This window comes from Candidatus Vicinibacter affinis (assembly GCA_016714365.1).
Classification (GTDB): Bacteria; Bacteroidota; Bacteroidia; order Chitinophagales; family Saprospiraceae; genus Vicinibacter; species Vicinibacter affinis.
On the sequence record JADJNH010000005.1, the window covers coordinates 1303244 to 1323126 of the forward strand.

Annotated in this window: 10 protein-coding genes; 6 read left to right on the forward strand and 4 right to left on the reverse strand. The window is 33.6% G+C overall.

The window, feature by feature from the left end; genetic code table 11:
• The first annotated feature begins 88 nt into the window (after nt 1–88).
• Complete coding sequence (locus tag IPJ53_05250) at nt 89–3124, forward strand: CHAT domain-containing protein (protein MBK7798496.1); 3036 nt, start codon at nt 89–91, stop codon at nt 3122–3124.
• Between the two features lie 113 nt (nt 3125–3237).
• Nucleotides 3238–6534 (forward strand): CHAT domain-containing protein, encoded by a 3297-nt coding sequence (locus IPJ53_05255; GenBank protein MBK7798497.1) that lies wholly within the window; start codon nt 3238–3240, stop codon nt 6532–6534.
• Between the two features lie 166 nt (nt 6535–6700).
• Here the strand turns inward: IPJ53_05255 and IPJ53_05260 are convergent, their stop codons facing one another.
• Entirely contained in the window at nt 6701–8362 is a 1662-nt protein-coding gene (locus IPJ53_05260) for a T9SS type A sorting domain-containing protein (protein ID MBK7798498.1), read from the reverse strand.
• A 62-nt stretch (nt 8363–8424) separates the two neighbouring features.
• Nucleotides 8425–11418 (reverse strand): hypothetical protein, encoded by a 2994-nt coding sequence (locus IPJ53_05265; GenBank protein MBK7798499.1) that lies wholly within the window; start codon nt 11416–11418, stop codon nt 8425–8427.
• A gap of 302 nt (nt 11419–11720) precedes the next feature.
• Between IPJ53_05265 and IPJ53_05270 the strand changes: the two genes are divergently transcribed.
• From IPJ53_05270 to IPJ53_05285, 4 genes are all read left to right on the forward strand, one after another.
• Nucleotides 11721–12131 carry a CHAT domain-containing protein gene (locus tag IPJ53_05270; protein ID MBK7798500.1) on the forward strand — a complete coding sequence of 137 codons (411 nt, stop codon included), beginning with the start codon at nt 11721–11723 and terminating at the stop codon, nt 12129–12131.
• A gap of 78 nt (nt 12132–12209) precedes the next feature.
• Nucleotides 12210–15491, forward strand: a complete 3282-nt coding sequence (locus IPJ53_05275) for a CHAT domain-containing protein (protein MBK7798501.1) — start codon at nt 12210–12212, stop codon at nt 15489–15491.
• A gap of 363 nt (nt 15492–15854) precedes the next feature.
• A complete protein-coding gene (locus IPJ53_05280) occupies nt 15855–16403 on the forward strand; it encodes a glutathione peroxidase (GenBank protein ID MBK7798502.1) in 549 nt (182 codons plus the stop codon).
• A gap of 751 nt (nt 16404–17154) precedes the next feature.
• Nucleotides 17155–17826, forward strand: a complete 672-nt coding sequence (locus IPJ53_05285) for a hypothetical protein (protein ID MBK7798503.1) — start codon at nt 17155–17157, stop codon at nt 17824–17826.
• Nucleotides 17827–17846: 20 nt separating this feature from the next.
• Here the strand turns inward: IPJ53_05285 and IPJ53_05290 are convergent, their stop codons facing one another.
• Nucleotides 17847–18518 carry a hypothetical protein gene (locus IPJ53_05290; protein ID MBK7798504.1) on the reverse strand — a complete coding sequence of 224 codons (672 nt, stop codon included), beginning with the start codon at nt 18516–18518 and terminating at the stop codon, nt 17847–17849.
• A gap of 1 nt (nt 18519) precedes the next feature.
• Nucleotides 18520–19806, reverse strand: a complete 1287-nt coding sequence (locus IPJ53_05295) for a hypothetical protein (protein MBK7798505.1) — start codon at nt 19804–19806, stop codon at nt 18520–18522.
• Between the last annotated feature and the right edge of the window lie 77 nt (nt 19807–19883).

Genomic DNA, 19883 nt, shown 5'->3' on the forward strand with positions numbered 1-19883 from the left:
CTATTTATTAATTATGTTATTTTATGTGATTATTGCTATAATTTTGGCAATAAATCTTGTTTTGATTGGTTAATAGTAAAACTTAAGTATGAAGAAATGTTTATACATATTGTTTTTTTTATCGATTTCTAATTTTATTTTAGGTCAAACTGTTGACTCAATTGCTATTAAGCATTTGGACAGTTTGATTAAAGTTTCTCGTGAATTTGCGGTGAAAAAGGATTATAGCCAAGGTATTGCAGTAATTGGTTCGGCTGAACAATACACGATAGAAAAATTTGGGCGTGAGTCATCTCAATTTGCTTCGTGCCTCTTAATTCGAGGCCTTAATTACTTTTATATGGCAGACTTCAAAGAAACTGAAAAAGTATTTTTGGAAGCGAAAGCTATTTATGAGCAAGTCTTAGGAAAAGAAAGTCTTAAATATGCATCTAGCCTTGATTTCCTGGCATTTCTATATAGACGATTAAATAATTTTGAAAAGGCGGAAGCTTATTGGCTTGAGTCGATCAGTATTCAGGAAAAATTGCAGACCACTGATCTTGGCACTTATATTACAAGTCTTTCAAATTTAGCATTCCTATACAATTCAAATAATAATTATGAAAAAGCTGAAATTTTCTTTTTGAAACTATTAGCAGCACGTGAAAAATTATTTGGAAAGAATCACCAAGAATATGCTAAGAGTTTGAAGAATCTTGGAGGTTTATACCAAGCCATGGGTGACTACAAAAAAGCTGAATCTTACTTTTTAGAGGGAATCGCCATTGAGGCAAAGGTTTTAGGAAAAGAGCATCCTACTTATGCAAATAGCTTAACCGGACTTGCAATAGTTTACTTTTATTTAGGCAATTACACAAAAGCGGAGTCACTTTACCTTGAAGGCATCCATATCATGAAAAATGTATCGGGTAAGCAGGATATATTTTTGGCTAATTCCCTGAAAAATCTTGCAAACCTTTACTGTAAAACACAAAGCTTTGATAAAGCTGAGCCATTGCATATTGAAGCAAAAGAAATCATTGAAAAAGTGAAAGGAAAGGAGGGTCCCGACTATGCAAATAGTCTCGAGGCTCTTGCAAATCTCTACGTATCGGCAGGCAAATATGAAAAAGCCGAGCAGGCATTAATTGAATCGATAGCGATCTTAGATGAAGCTATTGCTAAGAAAAACTATTTTTATTCTGGTAATGTGAATATGCTTTCTTTGTATGCCAATAGCATGAAAATCCTTGCAGATCTTTATTTGAAAACAGGAAGCTTGGCAAAAGCTGAACCTCTGTTGATTAAATCCAAATCGATAGAGGAGAAAGTGAAGGGAAAGGATCATCCTGATTATACCATTACTTCGATTTACTTATCAAATTTATATGAAGCACAAAATCGATTTGATATGTCTGAATCTTTGCTTACAGAAGTTCAAGGTTTATCGCAAAAAAGGTTAATTAATTCCACGTCATTTCTTTCCGAGCTTGAATTAGCTGAATATGTGATTTCTTCTCAGGAAATTGGTAATGATTTATTTGGTAAACTTACTGCAAGGAATATAAATGGATCAGAATTGGGAATACTTCCTTCATTGGCATTTGACCAATCACTTTTTTATAAAGGCTTCGTACTCAATGCTGCTGAACGCTTAAATTTACCCTCGCTTATACAACCAGAATCAGCTGAACTCGCCGGTAATCTAAAAAGTTACCGTCGTCAACTCGCCGCTGAATATGCCAAACCCCTTGACCAGCGTAATGATATTTCTGAATTGGAAGCGAAAGCCAATAGTGCTGAGAAAGAGTTAGCTCGTTCGGCTAAAGGTTATGCTGACGCCAGCCGTCAGGTAAAGTGGCAGGATGTAAAGGCGGTATTAAAACCTTCAGAGGCCGCTATTGAATTTGTTCATTTTAAGTTTAGTTTTCAAGAGAAATCAGACAGCACCATGTATGCTGCCTTGCTCTTTATTTCCGGAGACAAACAACCAAAATTTATTCCCCTTTTTGAAGAAAAGTCTCTTGACTCTTTATTGAATTCCAAATCGGAACGCAAAGCTGATTACGTCAACTCCTTATACACACTTGTAGACCGGGGTGCGGTCGCAGTGGAAGCCCACAAGAAATCATTGTATGAAATATTGTGGAAACCTCTTGAAAAAGAATTGACTCATGTCAATACGATTTATTTTTCACCAAGTGGTTTGTTGCATCGGTTAAATCTGGACGCCATTCCCTTTTCTGAAACAGAAACCCTGGCAGATCGATATAATTTGATTGAACTCAATAGCACAAGACAACTCGTTATTCCCACACAAATTAAAAATGCAAACAACGATGCTGTTTTGTATGGAGGTATACAATATGAGCAAGACAGCATGTTTCAAAGCAATGAACCCCTGATGGCTTCACGATCCAGGGGGGAATTATCTTTTAGTAATGTAGATACAACGTTGAGAGGAGGTAGTTGGAATTACCTGGCGGGCACAGAACGCGAAGTAAATGCCATTGAAAAAATTATGCAAACTTCAGGTGTTCAAACCAATTTGAAAAAAGGATATGCTGCAACAGAAGACTCATTTAAAAATATAGGTGTAGATAATAGTCCATCACCAAGGATTTTGCATATTGCAACTCATGGATATTTTTTCAACGATCCAAAAAACACTGCTGAAAAATCAAAAGTTGGCAGTCAAGCTGAAAGCGTATTCAAAATGAGTGATCATCCAATGCTTCGCTCAGGTTTGATCATGTCTGGAGGCAATGTTGCCTGGCAAGGAAAACCAACATTGGAAGGAAGAGAAGATGGAGTCTTAACAGCTTATGAAATATCGCAAATGAATTTGTCCAACACAGAATTAGTGGTGTTGTCCGCCTGTGAAACAGGCCTCGGCGACATACAAGGCAACGAAGGAGTTTATGGCCTGCAACGCGCTTTTAAAATAGCCGGAGCAAAATATCTGATCATGTCTCTGTGGCAGGTTCCTGATAAGCAAACCTCTTTATTAATGACTACTTTTTACAAAAAGTTTCTTGAAGAAAAAATGCCGATTCCGGATGCATTTCATGCAGCGCAGAAAGAATTGCGGGATAGCGGACTGGAACCCTATTACTGGGCAGGGTTTGTATTGGTGGAGTAAATGTTTAAATTTGAATTTGCTTAATATTTTTTGGATTTTTTAATTGATTTGGCTTTGTCACATAAAATCATTCTGAATACTCATAATTTCGAATTTTATTGTAAATTATTTAAATGATTAGCAAGTCTTTATTATTGTCCTTATTTCTTCTTTTAAGATCCGCATCTGCGCAAAATACATCATTGACATCTAGTGACTCAATGAATCTGAAGGGGAAATTAGATAGTTTGATTCAACTTGCTAGAGATTATACAGATAAAGGAGAATTCGATATTGCATTAGAATTAAATCGAATGGCTGAAAGTATTGCTATTAATGAGTTCGGTAAGGAATCAGTAGCCTATTCTGATGTATGTTTTAATCATGGTCGAATTCTCTATCTTACTAACAATAAAGCACTTTTCACAGATGCATTAAGATGGTTCATGGATGCAATGAATGTGATTGAAAAATTGTTGGGTAAGGAGAATTCAAAATATGCACTTTGTTTAAGTAATATTGGAAAACTTAAGTCAAAATTTGGAGAAACAAAGGAGGCTGAAACATTATATTTATCTGCACTTGAAATATGGAGAAGTGCCACCTTTTTTGATTCAATCGAGTATGCTAAATGTGCAGGAAATCTCGCAATTATTTTTGTTGAAAAGCAAGAATTTGAAAGTGCAGAAGCATTGATGGTTGAAGTAAAAAATATTTTTTTAAAATTGGTTGGAGAAAATAATGCTCTTTATGGAAATGCTGTATTTAGTCTAGGCAATCTATATTTTGTTAGAGGTGATTACCTCGATGCTGAAGCTCAGTATTTGAAAGTGGCTGAAATTTGGGAAAAAGCTTTAGGAAAGAATCATGAAAATTATTCTGCTATAATAATCCAATTAGGTAATTTGTATCAAGAACTAGGAAGATATGAAGTTTCATTGAAGTACTTAATTCTTGCTGATTCATTGCTAGCAATGAATGGTGTAGAAAATCCATATTATGTATTTAATAAAATGAATCAGTCAGTTATTTATTTGACATTGGGTCAATATCAGAAGGCTGAAAAATTATCATTAGAGAGTTGTAATTTATTTAAAAATGCTTTCGGTGTTTCAAATGTGAATTATTTAGGTAGTTTGATCAATTTAGGAAATTTTTACCATTGTATTGGAGATATAGAACGTGGACGAAAGCAATTCGTTGAGGCAAAAAATATATTTGAACAAGTATTGAAAGATACACTTAATGATTTTTATATTAATTGTATAAATAACCTTTCAATTTTGTGTATTAGGAATGGAGAATATTTAGAAGCTGAAAGTTTAATTCGACAAATTTTACTAATAAAAAGGAATCTTGGTCTTGAGAATCATGTAAGTTATGCTGCTTTTGAAGCTAATTTGGCAGAAGTTTTAATGAAATTGAAAAAATTTGATGGTGCAGAGGATTTACTATTAAATGGATTAAAGAGGCAATCTGATCAATTGGGTACTTTGCATCCGGATTATTTGCGTACATTAAACTTATTGGGACAATTAGAATTTTATAAGGAAAATTATGTCAAGTCAAAGGAATATTTATCAAATTCAATAGATTTGGCCGGCAGGATTTATGGAAAAGCACATCCTGAATATTTCTTTCTGTTAGCTAAAATGATGAACTTAAATAGGGAATTGAAGGATTTTAATTCTTGTGATTCAATCATTAAAGAAAGTTCATTATTTAACAATAGCATTCTTATGAATGGATTGCAATTTCTTTCGGAAAGGGAACTTTTTTTGTACTGTAAAAAATTTGAGTTTTTATACAATGAAATATACTCTTTAGCTTTGGATAAATTTATAAGTGGATTAGAATCTGAATTTGGATTAATTAACCAGATTTGTTACAATAATACCTTAATTAATAATGGATTTATTTTGTATGCAGTGCGGCAGATTAGGAATTGGTATCGTTTACAGGATATAAAATCTGAAATTTACGAAAGGAATCTCGCCTTGACAAGAAGGTTGTCTATTGAATATGCCAAACCTTTGCATCAACAAGTGATTGTGGAAAGTCTAGAAACAGAATTAGAAAAATCTGAAAAGGAAATGGTTCAATCATTTGATAAAATCAATTTAAGTACGAAGAGAGTGGATTGGAAGCAGATTGAGAAAAGTTTGCAATCTGATGAAGCAGCAATTGAATTTGTTTGTTTCAATTATATCACTAAACATCAATCTGATAGTTTGATTTATGCTGCATTTATTGTTAAACCGGGATTTCACTATCCTGCATTTGTACCATTGTTAAATTTTAATAAAATACTTGAATATACTAATGGAAAGGAGAATGAAAATTTACTTGGTTACATCCATCAGCGTGGAGTCTATCCTAGTATTGTTACACAAATGGAGGGTTTATATGATTTAATTTGGAAGCCACTTGACACTATTTTACAAGATGTAAAAACTGTTTATTATTCTCCTTCCGGAATATTACATCGCATTAACCTTGAAGCGATTCCGATTGATGACAAAGCCATTTTATCTGATCATTACAAATTAATTAGGCTTGGAAGTACAAGATCTATAGCGATGGCTGATTTTACAAATGTTAATTCCCATAATCAGGTCATTATGTTTGGCGGAATTAATTACAACTTGGATAACTCCATGATTAATTTTGACACTGTTAGCCATGATTCAATAGTGTTACAAAACCATGAACTCTCTTTTTCATATATAGAAAGAGGTATAAAAGAACGAGCTGCTGAATGGAGATATTTGCCAGGTACAGAAAAAGAAATTAAAGGTATTTCTAGAATTTTTAAGAAATTTAAATTTGAGATAGCAAAATATTCTGGAGACAAGGCATCTGAAGAAGAATTCAAGAATATTGGGAAATACCAAGCATCCCCACGGGTTCTACACATTGCTACACATGGTTTCTTTTTTCCAGATCCTAAGGAAAGTCTTCGGTCATCCATTTCTAGTCTTCAGAAGGAACCTGTTTTCAAAATCTCCGACCATCCAATGATCCGTTCAGGATTAATTATGGCAGGAGGAAATTATGCATGGAAGAATGGGAAGTCAAACAAGGAAGGAAGAGAAGATGGTATTCTCACCGCCTTTGAAATTTCCCAAATGAATTTATCGAATACAGAATTAGTTGTTTTATCTGCTTGCGAAACAGGACTCGGCGACATACAAGGCAACGAAGGAGTTTATGGCCTGCAACGAGCCTTTAAAATCGCCGGTGCGAAATATCTAATCATGAGTTTGTGGCAAGTTCCGGATAAGCAAACTTCTTTATTGATGACTACTTTTTACAAGAAATGGCTGGAGGAAAAAATGACCATTCCGGATGCATTCCATGCTGCCCAGAAAGAATTGCGTGAGATAGGATTGGATCCTTATCAGTGGGCAGGGTTTGTTTTGGTGGAGTAGTCCTTCGAGAATTAGTTTTATTTTGAATTATAGTCAATATTTTAAAATGAAGTACGCATTTACTTTTTGTCTGGCAATACTAGTGCACACTATTTCTGCCCAAACACTTGATTCTGTTTTCATCTGGCAGGTGGACAGCCTTATCAATTGATTTAATATTTTTACGCTAATCTAATACAACAACTTTTTTTGTAAAATTCTTGCCATTATTTAAGTGAACGCTTATAAAATATAAGCCAGAAACAGAAATATTTTCAATTTCAACTAATTGTTTATTTGGAGTAATGTTTCTCGCATTGCACAAATGTCCATTACTGTTATAAATATTAATACGGTTTACAATGTTGCTTATAATTTCAATTTTAACTATTTTATTCAATTGAATTGAAGCTATTCTTATATAATCTTCTTGTTTGGGTGGAATTTCAATTGATTTTAATAGCTTTGCGTCTATTTTGTATAGAAAAAAATTTATTCGGGTACTCTTTCTATCCCAGTCAGGGTAAATAATATCATTTGAACAAACTAACTTTTTACTCAACGTATGACCTAAAATAAAGAAATCTCCATTTTTTTTTTGTAAAATCTTGCTAATAAATTCAGTGCTATCTCCTTGAAAGTAAAATTTTCTTACCAATTCACCATTGTTATTGATGAAGTAAGTTAGAGCATCGAAATCCCCTTCGCTTTGAGTTACTTTATTATTTTCTTCATGTATTTGTTTCGTAAATTGGCCTCCTAAGAAAATGTCATTATTATTTACATTTCCAATTATACTGAATCTTTTACTTCCACTGCCTTTATATTCTTTATAGCTTTCGAGATTTAATAATTGGTCAAATCTAGCAATAAAAGAATTTTCAAGACCAAAACTATTTGCGATTGCTTTATTATTTATCACAAGTTCATTGTAATAATTACCGACAATATCTATTGAATTATTGTTATTGATATTTATATCTGTAAAAATTCCGCTAGTAGCTGCAAATTTACTCAATGTAAGATCTTCTTCAAATTTTAATGCTAATCCATAACCATTTGATGATTTTGGAAATAGTATACTATCTTTATTACAAATTAAAAATGGACTATATGTATCAACTAACAAATATAAATTTCTATTGTCAGAGCTGATTAATTTTAATGGGTAGCTATCTTCAAAGCCAATGAGTGTAGTAGCAGCTTTCAAATTATAATTGCTCCTAAGTAATTTAATGAGAATTATATCTTTTTCATTAAATGATGGCTTTAATCCATTGAAAATATTAGAATCAATAACTGCTGAACCAATAAATTGTAAACCTATATTAATATAAGATTCATCGATAAAAATACTAGACCATTCCCAACCTCCTCCAATTAATTTACATAAAACTAAATCACGCGTATTGAAATCAAATTTGAACAAATAAGTTGGTTGTAATATATTTATGTCATTTGTATAAAATGTGTCTTTATAAAAAATTGTATCAAAATTTGTTAATATAAAATAGTATTCATCATTAAATAAATAGGATCCAATGATATTGATTCCCTCTTTGCTATAAAAATGAATATTATCAAGGATTTGCTGATTAGTATCAATTCTAGTAATATATATTTCCTTTGATCTTCCAAAAATTGGCCTTGGATTACTCAATGGTTTTAAAACGCTATTTAGTATTTCGACAGAGTCAAAGGAAGTAGACTGAACTAATATAATGTCTCCGTTTTCATTGATTTCCGAATAAGTTGGTTTTATCGAAGTATTTAATGTTTGGTAAAATTGTGCTTTTATTTCTATAACCACAAATATTAATATGTAAACAAGGTAATATTTAAAATTCATAAAATGGATTTAATTGTAAAAAGAATTGCGGATCAACCTAGATTGATCCGCAAAAATAAATTTTACAGTTTTAAAAATTTGATCGATTTATTAAATTCTTTGTTCTTTATATTTAAAATAATTACTCCTTTGTAATCAATATTCCTTAGATTTAACTTAAATTCCGTATTAGTATTGCTATTGACTTGACCCTTCAGAAGTAAATTTGAGCTGATATTATAAATTGTATATTCAAATTGAGAAACAGCATTTCTAAATTTTATGGTTGTTTCATCAGTACATGGATTGGGGCTCACAAAGATTGACACTAAATGTTTGTCATTTTCAATAAAACTATTTCTTGGTAATGCATCATTTCCAGTGCCTGGATAAATAAATCTTTCACCACCAATAACTTGGTAGGGAAAAGTCATCTTATAATGCCTTATGTCAAATACATATGGTTTTGAAATTCCATTTCCTTTTGAATAAATATCCATCAAATAATTGTAATCTGATATTAGATTTAAATTACAAAATATAGCTGGAAAACTTGTAATATTAAATAATCCAGATTCTGGATCTAAAATAAATCCACTTCCTTGCATTCCACCTGCTATCCATAACGATTTTAACGGCTCTCTTAAATTTACAGAAATTGATGCATTGGTTAGAGTGGGATAAAAGTGCGGCAAAAGGGCATCTTTAATTTCTACACATGATGGAGTTGGAGTGACAGTTTGTATTATATCTCTAACATAAAGAATAGCTGTATCTTGGTTAAAACCTGAAGTTGAAAAAATAGTAACATTTTTCCATATTATATTATTATTACACTTGACATTTTCGTTTATATTTGAAACTTCATTACAATACATTGGGTCTTCAGTTGACTCAATTCTTGCTAACAAACAATAGTGATGTTTATCATTATCATTAAAGTCATCAGGATTAGGAGGTATCCAAGGGATAGTAACTACTGCTTCTTCGCCTGCTTCTATCCCTAATGTAGCTAAATTTACTGTATTTACAAGACCTGAAATTTGTTTTCCTGATATTGGATCAATAGAATATTCCCAATTAAGAGGCCATTTCAATCCAGTTGAAGCTTTTGACCAGTAAACCTTTAATAGAGCATTAGAAGTAATATTGCAACCCCTTCCTCTCACTCTAACTTTAATATAATTTTCCTTATTCTGAGAATTTTTTCTAAAGATAGGATTGTCATGATAAAATAAATTGTCGTTTGTTGGTCTGACCCAAATATCTTCAGAAAGCCACATATCTTTATTAGTAGGATTAATTTCTACACCAAAGTCTTCTAAATTATCTTTCATATATAGATCTACACCGCTTCCGTTAAATATTAATGGAAGAAATTTGTCTCCGTTATTTGCTGGAATATTATATGTTTTACTAAAATGACTCCATATTATGCATCTTTCCCAATCACTGTAATTTAAACCATTCGGACCTGTTACATCAAACATTGCAGTTGCAACATGGGGTTGGGCTGTATATCCATATTTAATATTAGCTAATCCTCGAAGTATCATTCTGTCTGTTTTTTCTTTGCCAATATCATTATATATTTTTAAAAGAACGCCTGATAATATAGTGCCAAAGTAATGAGGACTGCAATTGCAATTCATGAATGGACTAACATATGTTATATTCATTAATGTAGAATTTGCGAATCGATCAGTTGATGGATACATCCCAGATGGAACTGTACCAGGATTATGATTTGCCCAACGAAAAATTCCATAAAATCCGTCTTCATAATCCTTAAATTGATTTTCCGCATTGACTTCTGATAAAGCCCAATAATCGGCAACTCCTTCCCCTACACCTTCAGCACCTAGTGACAAGTAACTTTTACCTGGAGGGGGTATCCCCGCGAGTGAATGATGTATAAAATGAAATCCTTCATGTAGAATAACCATAGCATCTTCTCCATGGTCAGGGTTTGCTTCATTATGCCCATTATCTCCATCTGCTAAGGTTACAGTAGTTCCATTATAATGTGAATTGCTGCCGACTTCATGTGGATTAAAGTAAACAAAATTTGAAAATGATTGCAAACCTCTAGCATAGTCGATAGTTTTATCTAGAAAGTAATAGCACATAATAGCTTCAAATCCATCCTGGTGTCTTTTGAAATCAAAAAATGGTGAATTGGAAGTATACAAGTTAGGGTTATAAATTTTTGCATTATTGCCAACAAGGGAATAAACATTGCCATTTTGGGATATACCTAATAAATCTACAATTTTATAAAAAGGATCAAAAACAGGATTATTTGAGTTGTTGTTATCCATTATACCATTATTACCATATTTATTATGCGACGCTGATAATGGGTCAGGGTTAAATATCCTACCTGTACCATCTACATACATAATGTTGGATTTTAACTCTAAAATTTTACCTGTATTTGCATCTAAATATGCAAACCATTTACCATTGGGATTCTTGGTTTCAAATTGGGTAAAATATGATAATGTCGCACAATTGTTATAATGGTATATCATTAATAAAGATTCTTCCTGCTCATTAATTAGCGAAGTTTTAAAATGTTGCATTAAAATACTGCTTACCATATGTTTTGTTAAACTTGGTGCTATATTTATGTCCCAATTAATAGGAATTGTATTCTGAATTATTGAATTTAATCTAGATTGTTCGTCAAAACGTAAGATAAATTGATTACCATCAACAGGTAAATTTTTATAAATCTGATTAAAAATAACAATATTGTTTTCTATGTCATTTGTACCAAATTTCAATACTAAATCAGAACATTCTGTAAATTTAAATAGATTCCAATTTGAATTTAAATAGCTTAATGCTTTCTCCTTAAGAGTTGATCCTGGTAGATCTAATGTTAAGTTAATTTTGCTCAAGAGGGCATTATCGGATCCTCTAAATATTTGAGCCTCTTCTGATATATTTTGAGTATGTACTTTATCCCTACTAATTTCAAAATTCTTATAGGGTACGGCAATTTGGGAATAGAGTAAGAATGGCAATTGCAATAAAATTAACAAAAACCTAAATACAAATGAATTTTTCATAAATTCTAATTATAAAGGTGATAAAATAATTAAGAACAATCCAAATTCAATGTAAAAGCCTTACTTTTGCGGCCTTATTTTCCGATAAGAGGGCCTGCGTCCCCATTTCGATGGGTGGTCGTGGGCTTTTTAATTGTCTCTTGACTGTTTATATCCTTAATTTAACGTTTTGTTAATTGATTTAGTTCTTGAAATTAGAATTAACACAGGCATACTTTTTCCCTGACCATGCGGGTGACGAATTTTCATTTGGGAACTCATCTTACAAAGCTCAGCCTGTCTTCAAAATCTCCGACCATCCCATGTTGCGATCAGGTTTAATAATGGCCGGCGGCAACGCCGCCTGGCAAGGAAAACCAACATTGGAAGGTAGGGAAGATGGTGTGCTGACCGCCTATGAAATATCCCAAATGAATTTATCTAATACAGAATTAGTAGTGTTGTCGGCCTGCGAAACTGGCTTAGGAGATATTCAAGGAAACGAAGGCGTTTATGGATTGCAACGCGCCTTTAAAATCGGCGGGGCAAAATATCTGATCATGAGTTTATGGCAGGTGCCGGATAAACAAACGTCTTTATTGATGACTACTTTTTACAAGAAATGGCTGGAGGAAAAAATGTCCATTCCGGATGCATTTCATGCAGCGCAAAAGCAATTGCGGGATGGAGGATTGGAACCGTATTATTGGGCGGGTTTTGTGTTGGTGGAGTAGACAGAAAATTGTTAATTTTTAATGGTTAATTGTAAATTAATTATTAAGCACGTAGATTTTAATATTTAATTCACTAGTATGAAAAAATTAATTTGTCTTTTTGGATTTCTTTTAAACTTCGCTTCTATAATATCCGCCCAAGTGAGTGATTCTATAATCATAAAACAGATAGATAGTCTAATAAATATATCGAATGAATTCACAACATTAAAAGATTTTGAAAAAGCACTTGAAGTTAATAGTGTAGCTGAAAACATTGCTATTAAAAACCTAGGGCCAGAGTCAGCATCTTACGGAAGATGCTGTTTTATGAAAGGAAGAATAAATTATTATATGGGGAACTATAAGGAAGCTGAAAAATGGATTTTAGCATCTTTAGACATCACAGAAAAAAATTTTAGTAAGAAAAGTTTGAATTATTTAAATTATGCACTTTCTCTTGCAACACTTTATGAAAAAATTGGTAAGTACAAGAAGGCGGAATCAATCTATCTGGAAATAATAACACTTCACGATTCATTGTCAGGGTCAGAGAATGATGATTTTATCGAAACTACTTTTCGGTTAGGAAAACTCTACCACTCTATGGGAGAATTCATGAAGTCAGATACACTAGAAACAAAGGCAAAAAAATATTGGGAAGCAAAATATGGTAAGCTTCATCGCTACTATATAAAAGCAGTTACATCACTTGGGTATTTGTACACAGAAATGGAGCGTTATGAAGATGCTGAGCTTTTATCCTTAGAAGCCTTGTCCTTAAAAGAAAAAACAGAAGGTAAAAGGACTCAATCCTATGGTTGGAGTTTGGTGAATGTTGGGTTATTGTATCGCAGTATGGGTCGACTTGACGATGCGGAAAAATTCTATAAAGAAGCCCAATTTGTTTTTGAAATTTGTGTTGGTAAAGAAGATGTTGATTATGGAAAAGCCACAGCTAATCTTGGTATTGTATATTCTGAGAAAGGGCACTATGATTTAGCTGAATTATATTTTACCAAATCACTAGCTATATTTGAAAAAGCTTATGGGACTGAACATCCAATAACTACATATGCACATTCTGTCATCGCAAGTCTCTATGAGCGCATGGGACTATTAGAAAGGTCCAAAAATTATCGACTACGCATTCAAACACAAAATATCAAGAACCTTGGAGTAAGTCACAAGGATGTTGCAAAGATTTATTTTGACATTGGTAGAGTATATCGTAGTATGGGCAATCTGGATTCTGCGAAATATTATCTAGACCTAGCCATCCCAATTTTTGAAAAAAGTTTAGGTAAAAAAAGTATCGAATATGCTAAATGCTTAACTAATTTGTCATTTATATTCAGTTTGAAGTCAGACACACTTACTTCACAAAAATTACTCCTCGAAGCTAAACAAATATTTGAAAGTCATCCACTAGGCTGTAGTGACTGTTATTTTTCTACACTCTTGACCTTAGGAAAAAACTTTCAATTTCAGAATAAATTTGATTTGGCCGAAAATTATTTTGTGGAAGCTAATTTGTTTTTAGAAAGAGAATTGAGGGACTATAACGAACATTATCCTGAACTACTCTTAGCGTTAGCAAATCTTGAAATTGCAAAGGATTCAATACATATGGCGGTTCCTTTTTTACAAAAATTAATTCTCGTAATGAAAGGTAAACTGGAGCTTGCAACTCGCCATATGTCAGACTTTGAATTAAACTCGTTTTTAAGAATTATTTCCTCGCATAATGATGCTCTTTATTCATTTTTAACTGATTTTCCTGATGCATCTTTAATTCAGTCAGCCTATGATTATACTTTGTTTATCAAAGGTTATTTATTGCATAATGCCTTAAGATTAAAAAGTTTGGCTCAATCAGATTCAACCACCGCAGGATTATATGAAAGATATCTATATTGTAACAGAATGTTAGCAAGAGATTATGCAAATCCTTATAAGCAAAGAAATAATACAAATGAGTGGGAAATGAAATCCGATTCTATTGAAAAAAAGCTTGCACGTATTTTTGTTGAACACACAGATGCTATACGACAAATAAATGTACAAGAAATTCAGCAAAAACTCGAAGCTGATGAAGTAGCTGTGGAGTTTATAACCTTTCAATACAGTGGCAATAAGTCATCAGAAACTAATATGTATGCCGCTTTATTACTTAATATTAGTGATACTACTCCGCATTTTATCCTGCTGTGCGAAGAAAAGGAAATTTACCAATTATTAAATTCATTTTCCGCTCGAAAAATGGATTACGTCGCAAATCTCTATCAACCTGCTGATGGACGTGGCGCCTTACCCATTAATGAAAATTCCAAATCTCTTTACGATTTAATCTGGAAGCCTCTTGAACCCTACTTGAAAGGAGTCAAAACCACTTACTTCTCTCCAAGTGGATTACTCCACCGGATAAATCAAAATGCAATTCTAATTTCTAAGGAGATAGATAATCATACTTTACTTTCAGATAAATATAATTTAGTTCAATTGGGAAGTACAAGACAAATAGTATTTAAAAACTTTGATGAAAATTTAAAACCAATCAGTGCTTCCATCTATGGAGGCATTAACTTTGAAATGGATTCTATGGAGATGATGGAACACCTTCCAATTAGAGATAGTAGCATTGCTTCACTTCGTTCTGAACATACTTTTTATTATATAGATTCTACAGTCCGAGGAGGTAGTTGGCAATATCTCCTTGGCTCCGACCAAGAAACTACAGAAATTAATAAGATCTTTAGCAAGGCAAAAATCAAAAGTAATTTATATAATGGAAATGATGCCACGGAAGAATCTTTCAAGCAATTAGGGGACTACAAAAATGTATCTCCAAGGATACTTCATATCTCTACTCATGGTTTTTTCTTCCCTGACCCCAAAAGTGAAAATAGCAATTCACCATTTTCAATGAGTAGTCAGGAACCGATATTTAAAATAAGCGAGCACCCCATGATGAGGTCCGGATTAATTTTGGCTGGAGGAAACCACGCCTGGAAAACCGGGAAGCCTATTCGTCCTGACATGGAAGATGGCATCCTAACGGCATATGAAATATGTCAACTTAATTTAAGGAATACAGAATTAGTGGTGCTATCTGCTTGCGAAACGGGGCTCGGAGATTTACAGGGTAATGAAGGAGTCTATGGCTTGCAACGCGCTTTTAAAATTGCAGGCGCCAAAAATCTGATCATGTCCTTGTGGCAGGTACCCGATCAACAAACCAAAGAATTGATGACCTTATTCTATAAGTATTGGTTACTTAAGAAAAAGACAATTCGTCAAGCCTTGCAAATGGCGCAAAGGGAATTACGGAATAAAGGATTGGAGCCATTTTATTGGGCAGGATTTGTTCTTGTAGAATAAATTTAACTTTTGTTTTCATTCGTACTCTTCATTGTGGCAGGGTGCCTACGCTTTCGGTCTGCATGCTGACAAGCAGAGCTTCGTCAGCATTTGTATTGGCGGAGTAATTAGATATACTAACATCCTTCCTTCTTGTAGACAGTCATGAGGCATGTTGACCAACTAGGCTTCCTCAACATCTATGTTGGTAGTATAAAATAAACTATTTACCATTCTGTTCCAATTTATGGTATTTCAAAATATTTTGGCATTGCGAATTGAAATGGATAAGTCAATTCTCTGAAAGCATACCTTTTGAAATTAAAGCGGTATGGATCATTGAACAAGTAGCCCAATCTGTTGTTTCTTGCAAATAAACTAATTATGAAATATACTGCTCTTGTTTTCTTCTTTACTTTTTTATGTTCTTCAATCCATTCACAAACGATGCAAAGTATTTACGATTTTAAGGTTCAGACAATCGACGGAAAAGAATTTGATTTTGCTCAATTAAAAGGCAAAAAAGTCCTCATCGTAAACACAGCTTCAGAATGTGGATATACACCACAATACGCGGAATTGGAAGAGCTTTACAAGAAATTTGGTGGCGAAAAATTTACCATTTTGGGTTTCCCGGCAAATAATTTTGGTGGACAAGAACCCGGTACGAATGCAGAGATACAGCAATTTTGCAAGAAGAATTATGGGGTGAGTTTTCCCATGATGTCTAAAATTTCAGTTAAGGGTAAAGAAATGCATCCATTGTATCAGTGGCTTACCATGCAGGCAGAAAACGGCGTTCAGGATGCAGAAGTCAAATGGAATTTTCAGAAGTTTCTTATTGATGAAAAGGGTAAATGGATTCGTGTAATATCTTATAAAGAGAGTCCATTGTCTGAAGAAATTTTGAATTGGCTTTCTCAGTCCAATTAATAAATGGTTTGGCAATACACAAAGTAAAGTATCCCCGCAAATTTTAGATTAATATCATTCCTTTTCTCATGAAAAGGACTAGACCCTGCGGAATTTTATCCACATACTACTTTTACGGATTCTGGAAATTTACAGTCCTTTTGTAACAGGTTTAAATAGAGCAGCAACAGCAGGATTACAAAAATCGTCGATAATGACATTTCCTCAATGGATATTACCAATTACCGGACGAGCATTGTATTCATTTTGAATGACTGGCACCACCTGCCATCCAGGTGCTTGTGTAAAGAATGAAAAGGAACCATTTGCAAGTGAAAAATTCCGTCCCATTTTGTTCAATCAACTTATAACAGCAAGTTCCGGTATTTTGAACATTGAACACAATTTTGTCACAACCTTGCGCTGAGATCATTTCATTTTGTCAAACGAAATAATTAATATTCACCAGATGTAATAGTTATTGGATTTTTTGAAATCCGGAGTTTAAAAAATAAAAATCCCCCTATCCAAAAGAATAGAGGGAATTTTAGGTTTCGAGGTCGAGAGCGGATGCGAATGAAATTTGTAAATCAATAGATTATAACATTATGTTTGTTAGGGGCACGATTCGGGGCACGATTTTTGAATGTTGCAGCCCTTTTGCTTCTTAGATTGGTAAAATTATGAACCCTTAATTTTAGGATTCAAATTATAATTCACCAAGATTATGTAAATTCACACTAAATACACTTTTTACTCTAAATTATTACCTATGATAAAAGCATTAATTTTAATTATAATGAACAAAATGGAAGATGTTTTAATGATATTTCTAGAAGTATTCCAAAAGGGAAATTCTTTGTATTTAAAACCGATTTTTTCAAAAGAGCTAAAACTGTGGTTATTTATTATTTTGATTATTGGAATTATTAGTTGTTCACAATCAAGTGTTCCACAGCCTAATATTGTTCCAAATTTAACTTTCATTGCCGATGGAGTAAAGCACTATGAATATGTTCCGTCCCTTTCTACAATTGGAGTTTCACATAGTGCTAGTTGGAATAAATTCTATGTTGTTAAATGGGGTGTTGGCCGCTATGCTTATAGAATTGAAGCCTTTGTGAAAACAGATATGGATTCACAAAATGAGCTTTTATTAATGAGCATTGCCTTAGATACTGATACAATTATTTTGAATAAAGTATATGATTGCACCTTTTTAAATACATTTCTTACAGCACCTAGATTTGATGTTTTTGGAAGCACTTACGGAGGAATAACTAACGAAACTAAATGTGAGTTGATTATTACACAATTTGATGAGGTAAAGATGTCAGGTAAATTTTCATTTTTGAACCTACATTGTAGTAATTGTACCCCCCTAGAAAGACCAAAAGTAAGCATAACTGACGGGGAATTTACAAATATAGATAAGGAGGATTAAATTATAAACTAGCCACAAATTTAATTCTGCTTATTGTTTATAGCTAAATTCATAGCCTTTTCAATATGTTCCAATTGTTCTGAATTTAATAGATTAAGAGTTTCCTGACTTAATACCGTGCCATTTATTTGAATGTAGTTATTTTGGTTCTGTATCAGAGTATTGTTCGGGGTTTGCCCATTCTTCATAAAGCCCATAAAATTGAAATACAATTTAGCTGCTCCAATGTCCCCATTTACTGCAAACTGAAATACCTTTGCCAAAACTTTTGAGGTCATAAATCTGAACTGTTCTATTTGTTCTAAATACTGTGGGTGGTTCGTATATTCTTTGAGGTGCTTATGTATTGTTTGACGGCTCAAATCTGTTTTGGTTGCTATTTCCTGTTTGGATGGCATGCGTCCATATTCCTGCATCAAGTTAGAAATCGCAGCTGTTATCTTATTGTGGTTAATTTCCCAAAGTTGGTTTTTAGTGGTGTCGGGTATAATCAGTTCAATTTTTTTATAAAAATTATCCCTTTCAGTTCCTTTAAACTTGTTAAAAGTTTCAGTAAGTATTTCTCTTAACCGCAACTCTTCGGCTTTATTCAATGTTTTAAGGTCGCTGGGGGTAATCTGTTTAAGTGAAAGTATTTTATTTATTTTGGCTTCGGTTTTCGTAAACTTTTGTAAACCATTTTTTGCTTTCATATCAATTCAAATTTGTGTTTAATACTTGTTTCAATTCCTGTAATCGGTTTAGGTATGGTAAAAAGGTTCGTTTACCGTTGTTCGCTTTTACAGCGGCAAAGTGGCTTTCAACAAATAGGGAATAGTCTGTTATCGTACAGAATTGGTTCAGCTTTATGGACTGGGTTGGTAGTTCTATTCCTGCAAAATAGTTTTCAAGTTCTTTAATATCCTGTTCCCAATTTTCGGGCATTGGCTGTTCGGGCTCGCTAAAATTATAAACAGGTTCAGGCTGCTCAAATGGTTTCACCTCAACCAACGGTTGAACAGCTGTGGGTGGTTCGGTGGCTTTGGTTTCAAGTAAGGCAAACGCTTTGTAATCGTATTTTATTAAATAGTCGGCAAGGTCAAACCCTTGTTTCTTTTCTGCTTCGGTGGCTTTGCGTTCCAGTAAATCGGAAACGGTAAATATTTCAAGGTGTGAAAGTTCCTTTGCCTTGCTGCTCCATTTCTCAAACCCGTTGAGGTCGGGAAATAGCGTAACAGATCGCCCCTTTAGTATGCTGCACTTTTCGGCGTTTAGGTTGGAAAGGCTGCCAACGGCAAGCCAAATAAACTGGGGTAAATAAACGCTGGCAATTACAGCCGTTTTCTCGCTTTCAACTATGGCAACGGGTTTTGTTTTCTCAATTAGTAAGTGTTCGCCAAACAAACATTGTTTTAACTCAAATTCTGGGAGTTTAATAGCTGTGTGAACCCAGTTAATATGGTTGAATGGTTCTTTTATTCTTTTGCCAGTGGTGGGGTTGTAAAGCATTATTTTGCCCGTTCTTATTTTGCCCTGTGTATCTATTTGCCAAAATACCGTTGAACCGTTCCAATGTTTTGAGGTGGCAATAAAATAACGGCATACCAGTTGGCTGGCAACCTCAACCCCGAACAGGATAATAAGGAACTGTACAAAGTGGTTCGTTTCAAACGCTGTGGGGTTCAGGCTGGCTTTGAATACCTCAACGGGAATAAATGAAACGGGCTTTGGTTGAGGTGCAACAGGTCGGGGCTTGTATACTTTGGACTGGGCTGTATCAAATGAAATATTATTATCCTGAAAATACTGTTTCGGGGTGTAATGGTGTCCGCAATTACTTTCACGGTTGCATCTGCCAACGGTGGGGTGAATGTGTTCGCCTGTTTCCGTATCAATGTAAAGAGAAAAGGTTTTATCCTTCCCACAATTTAGGGCTGGGCAACGGTAACGGGTATTCATCCCCTTGTATGGTTCTAATATGTATCGGTGTGATGTTTTCATTTCGCTGAAAATATTTTTGTTTTCCGTGCTACACTTGCTACACTTACTACACGGTTTTGTGTAGTTTGTGTAGATAG

Bases quoted from the DNA above. Each gene is read 5' to 3' on its own strand.
- IPJ53_05255 (MBK7798497.1), top strand. From the start codon at position 3,238: ATGATTAGCAAGTCTTTATTATTGTCCTTATTTCTTCTTTTAAGATCC.
- IPJ53_05290 (MBK7798504.1), bottom strand. From the start codon at position 18,518: ATGAAAGCAAAAAATGGTTTACAAAAGTTTACGAAAACCGAAGCCAAA.
- IPJ53_05275 (MBK7798501.1), top strand. From the start codon at position 12,210: ATGAAAAAATTAATTTGTCTTTTTGGATTTCTTTTAAACTTCGCTTCT.
- IPJ53_05295 (MBK7798505.1), bottom strand. From the start codon at position 19,806: ATGAAAACATCACACCGATACATATTAGAACCATACAAGGGGATGAAT.
- IPJ53_05260 (MBK7798498.1), bottom strand. From the start codon at position 8,362: ATGAATTTTAAATATTACCTTGTTTACATATTAATATTTGTGGTTATA.
- IPJ53_05280 (MBK7798502.1), top strand. From the start codon at position 15,855: ATGAAATATACTGCTCTTGTTTTCTTCTTTACTTTTTTATGTTCTTCA.
- IPJ53_05250 (MBK7798496.1), top strand. From the start codon at position 89: ATGAAGAAATGTTTATACATATTGTTTTTTTTATCGATTTCTAATTTT.
- IPJ53_05265 (MBK7798499.1), bottom strand. From the start codon at position 11,418: ATGAAAAATTCATTTGTATTTAGGTTTTTGTTAATTTTATTGCAATTG.
- IPJ53_05285 (MBK7798503.1), top strand. From the start codon at position 17,155: ATGATAAAAGCATTAATTTTAATTATAATGAACAAAATGGAAGATGTT.
- IPJ53_05270 (MBK7798500.1), top strand. From the start codon at position 11,721: ATGTTGCGATCAGGTTTAATAATGGCCGGCGGCAACGCCGCCTGGCAA.